This is a genomic window from Microbispora rosea (assembly GCF_044460045.1).
Classification (GTDB): domain Bacteria; phylum Actinomycetota; class Actinomycetes; order Streptosporangiales; family Streptosporangiaceae; genus Microbispora; species Microbispora rosea.
Window position 1 is genome coordinate 656,600 of the sequence record NZ_JBITJO010000002.1, and the last position, 15,209, is coordinate 671,808.

The 15,209-nt window shown below is 71.6% G+C and carries 15 protein-coding genes; 4 read left to right on the forward strand and 11 right to left on the reverse strand.

The features are described 5' to 3' along the window. Positions 1-69 precede the first annotated feature (69 nt). Positions 70-687, forward strand: a complete 618-nt coding sequence (locus tag ACIBK1_RS10385; protein WP_063754524.1) for a TetR/AcrR family transcriptional regulator — start codon at positions 70-72, stop codon at positions 685-687. Here the strand turns inward: ACIBK1_RS10385 and ACIBK1_RS10390 are convergent. Both ACIBK1_RS10390 and ACIBK1_RS10395 read right to left on the reverse strand, forming a co-directional pair. Next, a complete protein-coding gene (locus ACIBK1_RS10390; RefSeq protein ID WP_081903191.1) occupies positions 648-1,916 on the reverse strand; it encodes a class I SAM-dependent RNA methyltransferase in 1,269 nt (422 codons plus the stop codon). The two genes, ACIBK1_RS10385 and ACIBK1_RS10390, sit on opposite strands and share 40 nt — an antisense overlap. After that, on the reverse strand, positions 1,913-3,955 hold the full coding sequence (locus ACIBK1_RS10395) for an APC family permease (RefSeq protein ID WP_051761148.1): 2,043 nt from the start codon (positions 3,953-3,955) through the stop codon (positions 1,913-1,915). The genes ACIBK1_RS10390 and ACIBK1_RS10395 overlap by 4 nt, the downstream gene beginning before the upstream one ends. A gap of 106 nt (positions 3,956-4,061) precedes the next feature. Between ACIBK1_RS10395 and ACIBK1_RS10400 the strand changes: the two genes are divergently transcribed. Both ACIBK1_RS10400 and ACIBK1_RS10405 read left to right on the forward strand, forming a co-directional pair. After that, positions 4,062-4,730 (forward strand): potassium channel family protein, encoded by a 669-nt coding sequence (locus ACIBK1_RS10400; protein WP_030505479.1) that lies wholly within the window; start codon positions 4,062-4,064, stop codon positions 4,728-4,730. Then, positions 4,730-5,398, forward strand: a complete 669-nt coding sequence (locus ACIBK1_RS10405) for a potassium channel family protein (RefSeq protein WP_030505480.1) — start codon at positions 4,730-4,732, stop codon at positions 5,396-5,398. The genes ACIBK1_RS10400 and ACIBK1_RS10405 overlap by 1 nt, the downstream gene beginning before the upstream one ends. Positions 5,399-5,458: 60 nt before the next feature. Here the strand turns inward: ACIBK1_RS10405 and ACIBK1_RS10410 are convergent, their stop codons facing one another. From ACIBK1_RS10410 to valS, 6 genes are all read right to left on the reverse strand, one after another. Continuing rightward, positions 5,459-6,127 carry a DUF3159 domain-containing protein gene (locus ACIBK1_RS10410; protein ID WP_030505481.1) on the reverse strand — a complete coding sequence of 223 codons (669 nt, stop codon included), beginning with the start codon at positions 6,125-6,127 and terminating at the stop codon, positions 5,459-5,461. Between the two features lie 16 nt (positions 6,128-6,143). Then, positions 6,144-6,536, reverse strand: a complete 393-nt coding sequence (locus ACIBK1_RS10415) for an OB-fold nucleic acid binding domain-containing protein (protein WP_030505482.1) — start codon at positions 6,534-6,536, stop codon at positions 6,144-6,146. 175 nt (positions 6,537-6,711) lie between these two features. Beyond that, on the reverse strand, positions 6,712-7,395 hold the full coding sequence (locus ACIBK1_RS10420) for a DUF3710 domain-containing protein (protein ID WP_396721999.1): 684 nt from the start codon (positions 7,393-7,395) through the stop codon (positions 6,712-6,714). A 48-nt stretch (positions 7,396-7,443) separates the two neighbouring features. Then, the gene (gene dut, locus ACIBK1_RS10425; RefSeq protein WP_030505484.1) at positions 7,444-7,881 is read right to left on the reverse strand and encodes a dUTP diphosphatase; all 438 of its coding nucleotides are present in this window, start codon (positions 7,879-7,881) and stop codon (positions 7,444-7,446) included. A gap of 91 nt (positions 7,882-7,972) precedes the next feature. Next, entirely contained in the window at positions 7,973-9,226 is a 1,254-nt protein-coding gene (locus ACIBK1_RS10430; RefSeq protein WP_396733915.1) for an AI-2E family transporter, read from the reverse strand. Positions 9,227-9,482: 256 nt separating this feature from the next. Beyond that, entirely contained in the window at positions 9,483-12,008 is a 2,526-nt protein-coding gene (gene valS, locus ACIBK1_RS10435) for a valine--tRNA ligase (protein WP_396733917.1), read from the reverse strand. 69 nt (positions 12,009-12,077) lie between these two features. Between valS and ACIBK1_RS10440 the strand changes: the two genes are divergently transcribed. Further along, positions 12,078-12,395, forward strand: coding sequence for a DUF4235 domain-containing protein (locus tag ACIBK1_RS10440; protein ID WP_030505487.1), 318 nt, complete (start codon positions 12,078-12,080; stop codon positions 12,393-12,395). Here the strand turns inward: ACIBK1_RS10440 and ACIBK1_RS10445 are convergent. From ACIBK1_RS10445 to ACIBK1_RS10455, 3 genes are all read right to left on the reverse strand, one after another. After that, complete coding sequence (locus tag ACIBK1_RS10445; RefSeq protein WP_363529880.1) at positions 12,385-13,782, reverse strand: alpha,alpha-trehalose-phosphate synthase (UDP-forming); 1,398 nt, start codon at positions 13,780-13,782, stop codon at positions 12,385-12,387. The two genes, ACIBK1_RS10440 and ACIBK1_RS10445, sit on opposite strands and share 11 nt — an antisense overlap. 354 nt (positions 13,783-14,136) lie before the next feature. Further along, positions 14,137-14,889 carry a hypothetical protein gene (locus ACIBK1_RS10450; RefSeq protein ID WP_051761150.1) on the reverse strand — a complete coding sequence of 251 codons (753 nt, stop codon included), beginning with the start codon at positions 14,887-14,889 and terminating at the stop codon, positions 14,137-14,139. A gap of 19 nt (positions 14,890-14,908) precedes the next feature. Beyond that, a complete protein-coding gene (locus tag ACIBK1_RS10455; RefSeq protein ID WP_030505490.1) occupies positions 14,909-15,208 on the reverse strand; it encodes a DUF4193 domain-containing protein in 300 nt (99 codons plus the stop codon). Position 15,209: the final 1 nt, after the last annotated feature.

The window sequence follows — 15,209 nt, forward strand, 5'->3', positions numbered from 1 at the left end:
GACCACGGTAGGCGGGCAAACGGGAGCGGCTGTCTCGGATCGCCGGAAGCGAGAGGGGCAAGGACCACATTGACTCGGAAACCCCGGACGGACGCGGAGCACAACCGGCGGCATCTCGTGGCGGTCGCCCGTGCCGCGTTCGCCGCGGACGGGCTCGACCTGCCCGTGCACGAGATCGCCCGGCGTGCCGGCCTCGGCGTCGCGACCGTCTACCGGCACTTCCCGTCGCGCCAGGACCTCGTCGGCGCCGTGCTCGCCGAACAGGTGACGGCTTGCCGCGCGCAGATGCGTGCCGCCCTGGACGACCCCGATCCCTGGCACGCGCTGCGCGGCACCATCCACCGGTTCGCCGACCACCAGGTGCGGCACCGCGGGCTGAACCCGGCGCTGCTCGGCTCCCACCCCGCGGGCGCCTCGATCGCCGGGCAGCGCCGCGCACAGGCCCGAAGGTTCGAGCAGCTCGTCGAACGCGCCAAGAGCGCGGGCGGCGTCCGTCCCGAGCTGTCGATCGAGGACGTGCGGATCGGCCTGGCCGCCATCGCCTCCCTCCGCGCGGGTTCGCCCGAGAGCACGGCGGTGGCGGTCCGGAGGCTGGCCGACCTCCTGGTCGCCGGCATGGCCGCCCCCGCCCGGGAGGCGGCGCCGGATCAGTCCCTGACGAGCAGCGCGACGCACTCCACATGGTGAGTCATGGGATATTGGTCGAAGGCCCGCAGGTCCTCCAGGCGGTAGCCGTGCCCGGCGAACCAGGCGACGTCCCTGGCCAGGGTGGCCGGGTCGCACGACACGTACACCACGCGCGAGGCCTCCAGGCCGGCGACGCGCTCGACCACGGGACGGCCGAGACCCGCGCGGGGCGGGTCGGCCACCACCAGGTCGGCCCGTTCGATCCGCAGCCGGTCGAGCGCCTCCTCGACCCTGCCCCGCTCGACCTGCGCCTGCGGCAGGTCACGCAGGTTGAACCGGGCGTCCTGCGCCGCCTGCGGCTCGGACTCGATGCCGAGCACGGCGCCCTCGGGGCCGACGGCCTCGGCGAGCCCGGCGGCGAACAGACCGGCGCCGCAGTAGAGGTCGAGCGCCCACTCCCCCGGCTCGGGCCGTCCGAGGTCGAGCACCGCTCCGAGCAGCGTGGCCGCCGCGCCCGGGTGGACCTGCCAGAATCCGCTCGCGGTCACCCGGAAGTCCCGCTCGCCCACCCGCTCGGTCAGCGAGGCCCGGCCACGCAGCGCGCGGGTGCCCCGCTTGCCCTCGTCGAGCAGGACCGCGGCGTCCACGTCCGGGATGTCCGCCCGGCGGTGTGGGACGGGTTCGACGATCACGGCGCGGTCGCCGCCGGAGGCCGCCACCACCTCGACCGAGGCGGCTCCCTTCCAGGCGAGGCGTTCCGCCCCGACCTCCTCGACGCCGGGGTGGGCGATGAGGCACTCCGTGACGTGCTCGATCTCGTGGGACCGGTGGCGCCGCAGCCCCGCCGTGCCGTCCCGCTCCACGGCGAACCGCACGCGGGTGCGCCAGCCGAGGCCGTCCTCCGCCCCCGGCACCTCCTCGACCACGACCTTGAGGTCGAGGCCCGCCAGACGCCGGAACTGCTCGGCGACCACGTCGGCCTTGAGCCGGCGCTGCGCCTCCAGCGACGCGTGCTGCCAGTCGCAGCCGCCGCAGCGGCCGGGGCCGGCGAACGGGCAGGGCGGCGTGACCCGGTCGGGAGAGGGCTCCAGGATCTCGACCGCGTCGGCCCGCAGGAACCGCGCGGTCTCCTCGGTGACCTCGGCGACCACCCGCTCGCCGGGCAGGGCGTGCCGGACGAAGACCACCCGGCCCTCGTGCCTGGCCACGCACCAGCCGCCGTTGGCGACGGCGTCCACCGTCAGTTCGAGCCGTACGCCGCCCATGTCGGCCTCTTTCCTGTCGGTCATGCCTTGACCTGCGTGTTCTTCGACGGGGACTGATAGGAACGGCGGGAGGCGCCGGGAGCGGACGGCTCCCTGCGGCCCTTGAGGCGGTCGGAGGAGGCGAGCTGGAACGGCACGCTCGTGACCATGACCCCGGGCTTGAACAGCAGGCGCCCCTTGAGCCGCAGCGCGCTCTGGTTGTGCAGGAGGTGCTCCCACCAGCGGCCGACCACGTACTCGGGGATGTAGACCGTCACGACGTCGCGCGGCGAGCGCCGCCGCAGCGACTTCACGTACTCGAGCACCGGGCCGGTGATCTCCCGGTAGGGCGAGTCGAGGATCTTCAGCGGCACCCCGATGCCGCGCCGGTCCCACTCCTCCCTGAGCCTGTTCGCCTCGTCGGAGTCCACGCTGACGGTCACGGCCTCCAGGCTCGACGGGCGGGTCGCCCTGGCGTACGCGAGCGCGCGGAGCGTCGGCTTGTGGATCTTCGAGACGAGCACGATCGCGTGGTTGCGGGCGGGCAGCAGCGACTCGTCGGCCTCGTGTCCCTCCGGCGCGGCGAGCTCCTCGGCGACCCGGTCGTAGTGGCGCCTGATGCCCTTCATCATGAGGAAGAGCACCGGCATCGCCACGCACACGATGTACGCGCCGTGCGTGAACTTGGTGGCGAGCACGACGACGAGCACGAGCCCGGTCATGACCGCGCCGAAGCCGTTGATCACCCGCGAGCGCATCATGTGGAAGCGCGCCTTCGCGTCGGTCTCGGTCTTCAGGTGGCGGGTCCAGTGCCGGACCATGCCGATCTGGCTGAGGGTGAACGAGACGAACACGCCGACGATGTAGAGGTTGAGCAGCTTGCTCACGTCCGCGTCAAACGCCCAGATCAGCAGGCAGGCCCCGGCCGCGAGGATGACGATGCCGTTGCTGAACGCGAGGCGGTCGCCCCGGGTGTGGAGCTGGCGCGGCAGATAGCGGTCCTGGGCGAGGATCGAGCCGAGCACCGGGAAGCCGTTGAACGCGGTGTTGGCGGCCAGGAACAGGATGAGAGCGGTCACCGCGGCGATCACGACGAACAGGAACGAGCCGTCGCCGAAGACCGCCGAGGCGACCTGCGCGATGATCGGCTGCTGGTAGTAGCCGGGCCCGGCCGGGTGCCCGCTGATGATGACGTTGCTCGCGACGATCGCCGGGTCGGCCAGCTTCACGCCCGACTTGAGGCCGAGGAAGATGATCCCGCTGAACATCGTCACCGCGATGAGGCCCATCATCAGCAGCGTCGTCGCGGCGTTCTTGCTCTTGGGCTTGCGGAAGGCCGGCACGCCGTTGCTGATCGCCTCGACACCCGTCAGCGCGGCGCAACCCGACGAGAAGGCGCGCAGCACCAGGAACGCCATCGCGAATCCGGCGAGGTCGGCCTGCTCGCCGAGGATGCGGTAGTCCGCGGTCGGGGCGCGCAGTTCGTCGCCGAGCACGACCAGCCGGAACAGGCCCCACGCGACCATCCCGACGACGGCGATCATGAATGCGTAGGTCGGAACGGCGAACGCGACACCTGATTCCCGGATGCCGCGCAGATTCATGACCGTCAAGAGTGCGACGATGGCCACCGCGACCAGAGGCCGGTGTTCGGCGACGAAGGGGATCGTCGCGCCCACGTAGTCGGCGCCGTTGGCGACCGACACCGCCACGGTCAGCACGTAGTCGACGAGCAGGGCGCTCGCGACGGTCAGCCCCGCGGTCGGTCCCAGGTTCGTCGTCGCCACCTCGTAGTCGCCGCCGCCGCTGGGGTAGGCGTGCACGTTCTGGCGGTAGGAGGCGACCACCGTGAGCATGACGAGGACGACCCCCGCGGCGACCCACGGGCTGACGCTGTAGAGGCCGACCCCGCCGATCGACAGGATGACCAGGATCTCCTGCGGCGCGTACGCCACCGAGGACAGCGCGTCACTGGCGAAAACCGGCAGTGCCACGCGCTTGGGGAGCAGCTGGTGGTGGAGCGCGGTGCTCCGCAGAGCCCGCCCCACGAGGAGCCGCTTGACAAGATCTGGCACCTTGGACACGTCTGCTGAGCCTAGTCCCCCGGTGCCGCGCCCGGGTCATGCGGTGTGCGGCACTGGCGACATACTGTCTGCATTAGGAGACCGCCACAACCCACGGCGGGGGAGCATGCATATCGTGATCATGGGATGCGGACGGGTCGGCTCGACCCTGGCGCACATCCTTGAGGACAACGGGCACTCGGTCGCCGTGATCGACCGTGACCCGCAGGCCTTCCGGCGGCTGCGGGCGGGCTTCCGCGGCCGCAGGGTGACGGGCATCGGCTTCGACCGCGACGTCCTCGAAGAGGCCGGCATCGCCTCGGCCGCCTCCTTCGTCGCCGTCAGCAGCGGAGACAACTCCAACATCATCTCTGCCCGGGTGGCCCGGGAGATGTTCGGCGTCGACAACGTGGTCGCCCGCATCTACGACCCCCGCCGGGCCGAGGTCTACCAGCGGCTCGGCATCCCCACGGTGGCGACGGTCCGCTGGACCGCCGACCAGATCCTGCGCCGCGTGCTGCCCGAGGGCGCGGAACCCCTCTGGCGGGACCCGACCGGCACGGTCGTCCTCGCCGAGGTGGCCTTCCACCAGGGCTGGATCGGCACCCGGGCCCGGGAGATCGAGAACGTCACCGGCGCGCGCGTGGCCTTCCTCAACCGCATGGGCGAGGCGCTCGTGCCGAAGGACGCGACCGTCGTCCAGGAGGGAGACATCCTCCACCTGGTCGCCGCCGAGAACGACATGGACCGCATCAACAAGACGCTGTCCGCCCCGCCGTCCGACGAGGAGCACTGATGCGCGTCACCATCGCCGGCGCCGGAGCCGTCGGCCGCTCCATCGCGGCGGAGCTCCTGGAGAACGGCCACGAGGTCCTGCTCATCGACATCGACCCCCACGCCATCAAGATCGACAGCGTGCCGCGGGCCGAGTGGCTGCTCGCCGACGCCTGCGAGATCTCATCGCTGGACGAGGCCGGGCTCAACAGCTGCCAGGTCGTGATCGCCGCCTCCGGCGACGACAAGGTCAACCTCGTGGTCTCGCTGCTCGCCAAGACCGAGTACGGCGTGCCACGGGTGGTCGCCCGGGTCAACCACCCCAAGAACGAGTGGCTGTTCAACGAGTCGTGGGGCGTGGACGTCGCCGTCTCCACCCCGCGCCTGCTGTCGGCCCTGGTCGAGGAGGCGGTCAGCGTCGGCGACCTGGTGCGCCTGATGACCTTCCGGCAGGGCCAGGCCAACCTGGTGGAGCTGACGCTGGCCGAGGACGCGCCGGTGGTGGGCCAGCGGGCGGGCTCGGTGCCGTGGCCCGTGGACGCCGCCCTCGTGGCGATCCTGCGGGAGGGCCGGGTGCTGGTCCCCTCGGCCGACGACCCGCTGGAGGCCGGCGACGAACTGCTGTTCGTGGCCAACCAGGAGGTCGAGCACGAGCTCACCGAACTGCTGTCGGCCCACGGACGGCCCTGACCCGCGAACGACCGAGGCCCCGGGCGCGCGCCCGGGGCCTCGGTCGTTCGCGTGTGATCGTCAGACGGACGGCTGCGCCGACGGCTCGATCGGGGTACGGCCCCGGGCGAGCACCCACACCATCGCGGCGAGCCCCGCGACCTGCAGCGGCCAGCCCAGAGCGATCTTGGACACGCCGAGGGCGGTCACCTGATCCGCCCAGTAGAGCGGCAGCTGGATCACCACCCGCAGCAGGCAGGGCAGCATGAGCAGCAACGTGAGCCGCGAGCACAGCCGGACCAGCGCGGGATCCTTGTGCCAGGCCGTCGGGTCGCCGGTCACCGAGCCGATCAGGAAGCCGACGATCGGCCAGCGGACCACGATCGACAGCAGCATGCCGGCGGCGTAGGCCCCGTTGTAGAGGATCCCCGGCAGGAACACGTCCTTGGCGTCGCCGGTGCGGGCCGCGAAGAACGCGCCGATTCCGATGCCGACGAGGCTGTTGAGCACGAACTGCGGTGTGGTCCGCTGCGCGATCCGCACCAGCAGGAGCACCACCGCCGAGGCGATGCCGACGATCAGCGAGGTCTTCAGCTCGTTGGTGCCCACCCACGTGCCGGTGAAGGCGAGTGTGGGCACGGCCGCCTCGACGATGCCGCGCTTGCCGCCCAGTGCCTTGCTCATCTGTGCGCGAACCGCCGCCTCGACGGTGGCGTGCGCCGCGGGGGCCGTCATGTCCGCTGTGCTCATACGGTCTCCTGAGAGATCAAGGGCCACCGGCCGGGCGTAGCTCGTAGCGGGGGTTGAACATGACCTTGCGGCCGTCCTGGACGCTGACCAGCCCTTCGGCCCGCACCACCCGGCCCGGCTCGATGCCGGCGATCTTCCGGCGGCCGAGCCAGACCAGGTCGATCACGTCCGACCCGTCGTACAGCTCCGCCTCGAGGGCGGGCGCGCCGCCGCGCGGGCGGAGGGTCACCGTGCGCAGCGTGCCCGCCACGCACGTCCGCTGGCGCTCACCGCACCGCGCGATGGGAGTGGCCCCCTGCTGCTCCAGGTCCTCCTGGAGCTCGGCGGCCTCCAGCTCGGCCTGGCTGGTGGTCAGCCTTCGGAAGAAGCCCCGCAGTCCGCCGCGTCTGGCAGGCTCCGGCGTGCCCATCGGTCACTCACCCAGCTTCCTCGTTCACGATCCCCTGAGGGGGATTCGTCGTCCTGGCTTCCAGCCTAGGCCGGTCGTTTCCCACCGCAGCATACGTGAGCCGCCCACGGGCCAGAAGGACGGCCGAGCAGGGCTTGCCCCCCGATTCGGTCAACCAGCGCATTCCGGACGGGCGTCAGCGGATCTCGCTGATCTCCGGACCGCGCTCGAAGGGCCGGAACTCCTCCTGCCGGGCCCCCTGCTGCTGCTCCTCCATGGCCTGCCGGGCCTCGGCGGGCAGCCGGAGCTGGATCGCCTCCCTGGGCGGCATCGGCTCGTCGCCGCGCACGACGACGATGCCGCGCACGACGTCCTCCAGGGTCCGCGCCGCCTCCGGGTCGACCGCCGCCCTGCCGCTGACCACGGCGCGGAGGAACCAGCGCGGCCCGTCGACGCCGAGGTAACGCACCGGCTGCCGTCCCTGCGGCTGACCCTGCGCGGGCACCTCGGCCGCGATCTCGGGGCCGAACGGGCCGTCCCGGTCCTCCGCCGAGCCGCCCGCGGCCACCACTTCACGGGCGAGCTCGGTGCGCACCTCGTCCCAGATCCCGCTGCGTTTGGGCGCGGCGAAGACGTTGACCTGCAGGGCGCTCTCCTCGACCAGGACGATCACACCGTCGACCTGGTCGCCCGCCATGCTGAGCTGGATCTCGAATCCGGGACCGACGGGCAGGCGAAGGCCTCCCAGGTCCACGCGCTCGGCCTCCGGGTAGTCGTCATCGGCGTCCCAGGGGCCCGTCGTCCGCGCCGGGGCGGGGCTCTCCCCCCGCACGACGGATGGTGCGGTCTCCTCCTCCGCGCGTCGCCGGCGTCGCAACACTTCTCTCACTCTCCTCGCATCGTGGCCCGGTTTCCGGGCCCCGCGGTGTCAGCTCCCTGTGGAGCCGAACCCGTTCGTGCCCCGTACGGAGCCGGGCAACCGGTCGACCTCGTAGAACGCCGCCCGCTCCACCCGCTGTACGACGAGCTGGGCGATGCGGTCGCCGCGCCGGAGCCGCACCGGGTCCTTGGCGTCGGTGTTGATCATCGTCACCCTGATCTCGCCCCGGTAGCCGGCGTCGATCGTGCCCGGCGCGTTGACCAGCGTGACGCCGTGCCGGGCGGCCAGGCCAGAACGCGGATGAACGAAGGCGGCGTACCCGTCCGGCAGCGCGATGGCGACGCCGGTCCGCACGACCGCCCGCTCGCCGGGCAGCAACTCCACGTCCTCCGCCGCGTACAGGTCGGCCCCGGCGTCGCCCGGATGCGCGTACGACGGGAGCGGAAGATCCGGGTCGAGCCGGTGGATCAGGATCTCGACGCTCATCGGGCGGCCTCGATCCCGCGAGCGGCGGCCGCGGCCCCTCTCGGGCCCGGCGGTCCGGGGTTCGGCACAGGGCAGCTCATGAGGCAAGACCCTACCCGTTGCGCTGGGGGGACACCGCCTCTCCGGCGTCGGAGGACGGGCGTGCCGCCTCCGGTTCCCGCCCGCCCTGACCGGAGGCGGCGCGCTGGGAGGTCGCGGGCTCCGCGGCGCCGGGCTCCGCGTGCGCGGACGCACCCTCGGCGCCCGGCTCATCGGCACCGGGCTCCGGGTGCGGGGACGCGCCCTCGGCGCCTGGCTCCGCTGCGCCGGGTGGGCCGCCTTCCGCCGCCGGTTCGATGGCGGGCCGGCCGCGGCGCAGCTCGGGCAGCGCCCGGTAGATGACCGCCGTGAGCGGCACGGCCACCACGGCGCCCGCGATGCCGCCGAGCACGCCGCCCACCGCGAGGACGAGGATGATCGCCAGTGGGTGGAACTCCAGGGCCCGGCCCACGATGAGCGGCTGGAGCACGTGGTTCTCCAGCTGCTGCTCGACCACGAGGACGCCCACGAAGATCAGCGCCAGGAACCAGCCCCGGGACCCGAAGGTCACCAGCGTCGCGATGGTGCCCGCGAACAGGATGCCGACGATCGGGATGAAGCTGGCGAGGAAGACCAGCACCGCGAGGGGCGCCCACAACGGCACCTGCATCCCCGCGAGCACCACGCCGATCACGAGCCCGTGGATGGCCGCGACCGCGACCGTGCCGTGCACGTAGTGGGAGATCGTCGCCCAGGCTGCGCGGCCCGCCTGGTCCACGCGCGGCGCGGCGCCGCCGAAGGCGCGCAGGAACCAGGCCCAGATCCGGTCGCCGTCCTTCAGCAGGAAGAAGGTCACGAACAGGATCAGCACGATGGAGGTGAGCACCTCGACGACCGCGGTGGCGCCGCTCAGCACCGTGCTGGTGATCTGGCTGCGGTATTGGGTCACCTGGCTGCTGAGCTGGTCCACGAAGTCGGCGATCTGCGCCTCCTTCAGGTGGAGGGGCCCGTGGAGCAGCCAGTCCTGCACGTTGCGCACGGTCACCTGAATCTGCAGGACCAGTCGCGGGAACTCCTCGTTCGCCCGCACGCCGATCAGGAACCCGATGCCGACGATCAGCGCGAGGCCGAGCAGCATCGTGATCCATGTCGCGTAGATAGGCCGGAGCCCGGTGGCGCGCAGCCGCCGGGTCAGCGGGTGAAGCAGGGCCGCGAGCAGCAGCGCGACGACCACCGGCATGACGACGAAGCTGATTCTCTCGATGATCAGCCACAGGACGTAGACCATCCCGCCGAGCAGCAGCAGCCGCCAGCTCCACGCGGCCATCGTGGCCAGCGTCGGCGGGACCCTCTCCGTGGTACTGCGCTTAGACGGGATCACGGATCCAGCCTGGCATGTCGGCGGGCGAGACGCGCAGCCGTTTTACCCGCCTATGGCGGCCGTTCCGTCGCCAACCCTCCGCGGTCCCCCGCCAGCGCACCGAAACGCCCGGGAACGTCCTGGAACGTCCCAAAGGAAAATCGCCGACCGCCGCCGCACCCAGGGGTACGGCGGCGGTCTCAGGCGGTCAGCCCCGGCGGCCTCATGCCGTCAGCTCGGCGACCGCGTCGAGCGGCCCGTCACCGGGTACGAGGACGAACTCCTCGACGTTGCCGGCCGCGCACAGGTCGTCCTGGGCCTGCCGGACGAGGTCCGCCTGGATGCCCGACACGGTGAGCCGGGCGACCTCGGCCCGCATCGACAGCCGCGCCTCGGACTTGGCCCGCCGCACCCGGCGGAGCACCTCCGCCACGGCGTCCAGCACCGCGGGATCGCCGTACCGCGCCTCGGGCAGCTCCTGGGGGGACGGCCACGGCGCGCGGTGCACCGAGCCCTCCCGCCACCACGACCAGACCTCCTCGGTCACGAAGGGCAGGAACGGCGCGAACAGCCGCAGCAGCACGTCGAGCGCCCGCCGCAGGGCCGCGACGGCCGAGGGGTCCCCGTCGTACGCGCGGGCCTTGACCAGCTCCACGTAGTCGTCGCAGAACGACCAGAAGAAGCGTTCGGTCCGCTCCAGCGCCCTGGTGTAGTCGTACGACTCGAACGCCTCGCCGGCCTCGGCGACGACCGCCCCCAGCGCGGCCACCATCGACAGGTCGACCGGCTCGGTCACCTCGCCGCCGCCCTCGGACCGGAAGCCGAGCACGAACTTCGACGCGTTGAGGATCTTGATGGCCAGTCGGCGGCCGATCTTGATCTGCCCGGTGTCGAAGGCGGTGTCGGTGCCGGGACGCCCGTTCGCGGCCCAGTAGCGGACCGCGTCGGAGCCGTACTCCTCCAGCAGGCCCATGGGCGTGACCACGTTGCCCTTGGACTTCGACATCTTCTTGCGGTCGGGGTCGAGGATCCACCCGGAGATCGCCGCGTGCCGCCAGGGCAGCCCGCCGTGCTCCAGGTGCGACCGCACGACCGTGGAGAACAGCCAGGTACGGATGATCTCGTGGGCCTGGGGCCGCAGGTCCATCGGGAACACGCGGCGGAACAGGTCGTCGTCGCGCTCCCACCCGGCGGCGATCTGCGGGCTCAGCGACGAGGTCGCCCAGGTGTCCATGACGTCGGGGTCGGCGGTGAAGCCGAGCGGCTTGCCCCGCTGGTCCTCGGAGAAGCCGGGCGGCACGTCGCTGGACGGGTCCACCGGCAGCGCCGACTCGGGCGGGACGATCGGCGCCTCATAGATCGGCTCGCCGTCGGCGTCGAGCGGATACCAGACCGGGATCGGCACGCCGAAGAACCGCTGGCGGGAGATCAGCCAGTCGCCCGCCAGGCCCTCCACCCAGTTGTCGTACCTGACCCGCATGTGCGGCGGGTGCCACTCCAGCTCCCGGCCGCGCTCCAGCAGCTCGGCGCGCAGCTTCGCGTCCCTGCCGCCGTTGCGGATGTACCACTGCCGGGTGGTGACGATCTCGAGGGGCCGGTCGCCCTTCTCGTAGAACTTCACCGGCCGCTGGATCTTGCGCGGCTCGCCGTCCAGGTGGCCGGACTCGCGCAGCATCTCCGCGATGCGCTCCCGCGCGCTGTGCACGGTCTTTCCGGCCAGCTCGGCGTACGGCTCGGCCGGCACGCCCTGCGGCGGCTCGGGGAGCAGGCGGCCGTCCCAGCCGATCACCGGCCGGGTCGGCAGGTCGAGCTCACGCCACCAGGTGACGTCGGTGACGTCGCCGAAGGTGCAGATCATCGCGATGCCCGAGCCCTTGTCCGGCTCGGCGAGGTGGTGGGCCACGACCGGCACCTCGACCTCGAAGACCGGGGTGCGGACGGTGGTGCCGAACAGCGGCCGGTAGCGCTCGTCGTCGGGGTGGGCGACCAGCGCCACGCAGGCCGGGATCAGCTCGGGACGGGTGGTCTCGATCCAGACCATGTCGCCGCCGGACGACCGCTCGAACCCGATGCGGTGGAAGGCGCCGGGCCACTCCCGGTCCTCCAGCTCGGCCTGGGCCACGGCCGTGCGGAACGTCACGTCCCACAGCGTCGGGGCCTCGGCGACGTACGCCTCGCCGCGGGCGAGGTTGCGCAGGAACGCCCGCTGGGACGCCGCCCGGGCGCCCGCGTCGATCGTGGCGTAGGTCATCGACCAGTCCACCGACAGGCCGAGACGGCGCCACAGCTCCTCGAACGCCTTCTCGTCCTCGGCGGTCAGCCGCTCGCACAGCTCGATGAAGTTGCGCCGCGAGATCGGCACCTGCCGCTTGGCGTCCGGCTTCTCCGGCGGCGTGAAGTCCGGGTCGTACGGCATGGAGGGGTCGCAGCGAACGCCGAAGTGGTTCTGCACGCGGCGCTCGGTGGGCAGCCCGTTATCGTCCCACCCCATCGGGTAGAAGACCTCGCGCCCCCGCATCCGCTGGTAGCGGGCGATCGTGTCCGTATGCGTGTAGGAGAAGACGTGCCCCACGTGAAGGGACCCGGACACGGTGGGCGGCGGGGTGTCGATGGAGTAGACCTCGTCCCTGCCCCGGGACCGGTCGAACCGGTAGGTGCCCTCGGCCTCCCAGCGCGCTACCCATACCGCTTCCAAGCCGTCGAGTGTCGGTTTCTCGGGCATGGCTGCGTGGAGTCGCTGTTCGGTCATGCCACCACATGGTATGGCGTGGACCGTCACCCCGCGGGGAGACACTAAGGTCGTTATCGAGGAGGAATCATGGCGGACATGGCTCGGGAGGCCAAGCGCGAACTCGGCGCGACGGACAAGCCCGACATGCAGTGGCGGATCGTCGGTGGCCTGCTCGGCCTGGCGGTCGGCTTCTGCTCGCGCAAGGTGCTGTCGTTCGCGTGGCAGAAGGCGACCGGCAAGGAGCCGCCGGCGAGCGTCGACTCCCCCGACATCGGGCTCGGCGAGGCGATCGCGTACGCCGTGGTGATGGGCCTGGGCATGGAGATCACGCGAATCATCGTCACGCGCTCGGCGGCGAAGAAGTGGCGCTCCTGGAAGGACGCCGCCCGGGACCTCACTCCCTAGAGGCGGCCGGCTCCCCGGACTCCAGGGCCTTGAGGAAGTCGCTGGCCCATCTGTCCACGTCGTAGGTCGCGACCCTGCGCCTGAGCGAGCGCATCCGGCGCGCCAGCTCGTGCGGGGTCGCCCGCATCGCCGTCAGCATCGTCCGCTTCATGCCGGCGATGTCGTACGGGTTGACCATGTAGGCCTGGCGCAGCTCGTCGGCCGCGCCGGCGAACTCGCTCAGCACGAGCGCCCCGCGCAGGTCGTGACGGCAGGCGACGTACTCCTTGGCCACGAGGTTCATGCCGTCGCGCAGCGGCGTGACGACCATGACGTCGGCCGCGCAGTAGAGCGCCGCCAGCTCCTCCTTGTTGTACGACTGGTGGAGGTAGGAGATCGGCATACGGCCGAGCACGCCGTGCTCGCCGTTGATGCGCCCCACCCTCAGCTCGATGTCGTTGCGCAGCCGGATGTACTCGGCGACCCGCTCGCGGGTGGGCGTGGCCACCTGCACGAAGACCGCCTCGTCCGGCTTGATCGCCCCGTCGTCGAGCAGCTCGCCGAACGCCTTGAGCCGCTGGCCGATGCCCTTGGTGTAGTCGAGCCGGTCGACGCCGAGCAGCACGTGCTCGGGATCGCCCAGCTCGGCGCGGATCTCCTTGGCCCGCTGCTGGACGCGCGGCTCGCGGACGAGCTGGTCCATCTCCCCGAAGTCGACCGAGATCGGGAACGACTCGGCCCGGACCGTCCGGTCGTCGAGCTGGATCTCGTTGCGGAGGTACTGCACGCCGAGCAGGCGGCGGCACAGGCGCAGGAAGTTGGCGGCGCCGCCCGGCCGCTGGAAGCCCACGAGATCGGCCCCGAGCAGTCCTTCGAGGATCTCGTTGCGCCAGGGCAGCTGGTAGAACAGCTCTCCAGGCGGGAACGGGATGTGGAGGAAGAACCCGATCTTGAGGTCGGGCCGCAGCCTCCGCAGCATCGCGGGCACGAGCTGGAGCTGGTAGTCCTGCACCCAGACGACCGCGCCGGGCGCGGCGGCGTCCGCGGCCGCCCGGGCGAAGCGCTCGTTGACGGCCCGGTAGGCGTCCCAGAGCACGCGCGAGTAGACGGGCGTGGCGACCACGTCGTGGTAGAGCGGCCACAGCGTGGCGTTGGAGAAGCCTTCGTAGTACAGCTCGACCTCGAGCTGGGACAGCGGGATGGGGATCAGGTGCATCCCGTCGTGGTCGAAGGGCTTCAGCTCCTCCCCCGCCGCTCCGGTCCAGCCGAGCCAGGCCCCGTCACGCCGTTGCATGACGGGCGCGATGGCGGTCACGAGCCCGCCCGGGCTGCGCCGCCATTCGTTTTCGCCCACACGATCGACCGGCAGCCGGTTCGCGACGATCAGAAACGAGCTGGTGCCACGCATGAATCCCCTCCAGGTGGTCGCCTGTGACCACCATACGGAAAGTCACCAGGCACCCCCATACCCGTAAGGACGTGCACAATCCACGCCTGTGACTGTGAGAATGATCTCACGCAGCTCATACGGGGTCGGCAAGAGGTTTAGACCAATCGGTGACACTTCTCTACCTGGAAGATCAGGACGGCCGGAGATCGCCGATTGGGACGGGCACCTGGGCCGCCGCGTCGCCAGGGGGACGGAGACCGGACGGAGAAGGGCCCGCACCCGGGACGGGGACCGGCACGGGAGGGGGGTTCGGCCCGGCGGCGGGTGTCGGCCGGGTGGCGGGTGTCAGGGGGTCAACCGGGCGGCAGGGGGTCAACCGGGCGGCAGGGCGTGCTGGCGGCGCAGGTCCGCGCGCACCGCGCCGGCGAGTCTTCTGGTGGCGGCCCGGTTCAGCGCGCCGCCGGCCACGGCGCCGGTCAGGAAGGGGCCGAGCGTGGTGAGATGGCGGCCGAGCGTGCGCATCAGGCGGTTGCGCAGCGCGGTCTTGGCGGCGGTCCCGAGTGCGATCGTGGCCGAGCCGGGGGCGAGGGGGTTGACGCCCCGCTGCTTCGACCAGGCGAGCGCGAACGCGGCCGCCCTCTGGGTGCCGTTGCCTGGGACCTTCACGCCGTACACCTCGTGCAGTTCGGCGAGAAGCTTCACTTCGATGGCCGCGACGACCAGCGTCTCGGCCACGATCTGGGCGGGTGCGGACAGCAGGAGCGGCGGGGCGGCGAACTCGGCCGCGGCGAGCGCTCCGCCGACCGCGCCTACCGCCGTCGTCGCCTTCGCTGCGGTGCGGACGAGGTCGTCGGCGAGCTGCTCGCCGGTGAGCCCGTAGTGGTGGTCCCGCAGCGTCTCGTAGTCCCTGACCGGTAACCGCGGGGCGATGTTCATGAAGACGTCGGCCAGCCACCGCCCCCGGCCGACTCCCCGTTCTCGTGCCTTTCCCGCGGACCGCGCCAAGGCCCCGCTGAGGCGGCCGAGCAGCCGACGCCGCTCGGCCCCGTCCGTCTCCTCAGGGGCGACGAGTTTGCCGACCAGGTCGGCCACCTCGTTGTTTGGTTCATCCGCTGCTGAAGTCACGGACCCTCCCAAGGGTCTCCTAGGCGGCGCACTCGCGGCAGACCTGCTGGCCGTTCTTCTCCGAGGCCAGCTGGCTGCGGTGGTGCACCAGGAAGCACCGCGAGCAGGTGAATTCATCGGCCTGCCGAGGAATCACCCGCAGCGAGAGCTCCTCGTTCGACAGGTCCGCCCCCGGCAGCTCCAGCGACTCGGCCAGATCGGTCTCGTCGATGTCGATGCTGCCCGACGACTTGTCGCTCCTACGCGCCTGGAGTTCCTGAAGGCTGTCCTCGTTCAGATCGTCGTCGGTCTTACGCGGGCTGTCGTAGTCGGTAGCCATC

What these genes read in the sequence shown, in the direction of transcription:
- ACIBK1_RS10415 (WP_030505482.1), bottom strand. Translation starts at nt 6,536, where the DNA reads ATGGGCACGCCGGAGCCTGCCAGACGCGGCGGACTGCGGGGCTTCTTC.
- ACIBK1_RS10400 (WP_030505479.1), top strand. Translation starts at nt 4,062, where the DNA reads ATGCATATCGTGATCATGGGATGCGGACGGGTCGGCTCGACCCTGGCG.
- ACIBK1_RS10445 (WP_363529880.1), bottom strand. Translation starts at nt 13,782, where the DNA reads ATGCGTGGCACCAGCTCGTTTCTGATCGTCGCGAACCGGCTGCCGGTC.
- ACIBK1_RS10430 (WP_396733915.1), bottom strand. Translation starts at nt 9,226, where the DNA reads ATGGCCGCGTGGAGCTGGCGGCTGCTGCTGCTCGGCGGGATGGTCTAC.
- valS (WP_396733917.1), bottom strand. Translation starts at nt 12,008, where the DNA reads ATGACCGAACAGCGACTCCACGCAGCCATGCCCGAGAAACCGACACTC.
- ACIBK1_RS10440 (WP_030505487.1), top strand. Translation starts at nt 12,078, where the DNA reads ATGGCGGACATGGCTCGGGAGGCCAAGCGCGAACTCGGCGCGACGGAC.
- dut (WP_030505484.1), bottom strand. Translation starts at nt 7,881, where the DNA reads ATGAGCGTCGAGATCCTGATCCACCGGCTCGACCCGGATCTTCCGCTC.
- ACIBK1_RS10455 (WP_030505490.1), bottom strand. Translation starts at nt 15,208, where the DNA reads ATGGCTACCGACTACGACAGCCCGCGTAAGACCGACGACGATCTGAAC.
- ACIBK1_RS10390 (WP_081903191.1), bottom strand. Translation starts at nt 1,916, where the DNA reads ATGACCGACAGGAAAGAGGCCGACATGGGCGGCGTACGGCTCGAACTG.
- ACIBK1_RS10410 (WP_030505481.1), bottom strand. Translation starts at nt 6,127, where the DNA reads ATGAGCACAGCGGACATGACGGCCCCCGCGGCGCACGCCACCGTCGAG.
- ACIBK1_RS10405 (WP_030505480.1), top strand. Translation starts at nt 4,730, where the DNA reads ATGCGCGTCACCATCGCCGGCGCCGGAGCCGTCGGCCGCTCCATCGCG.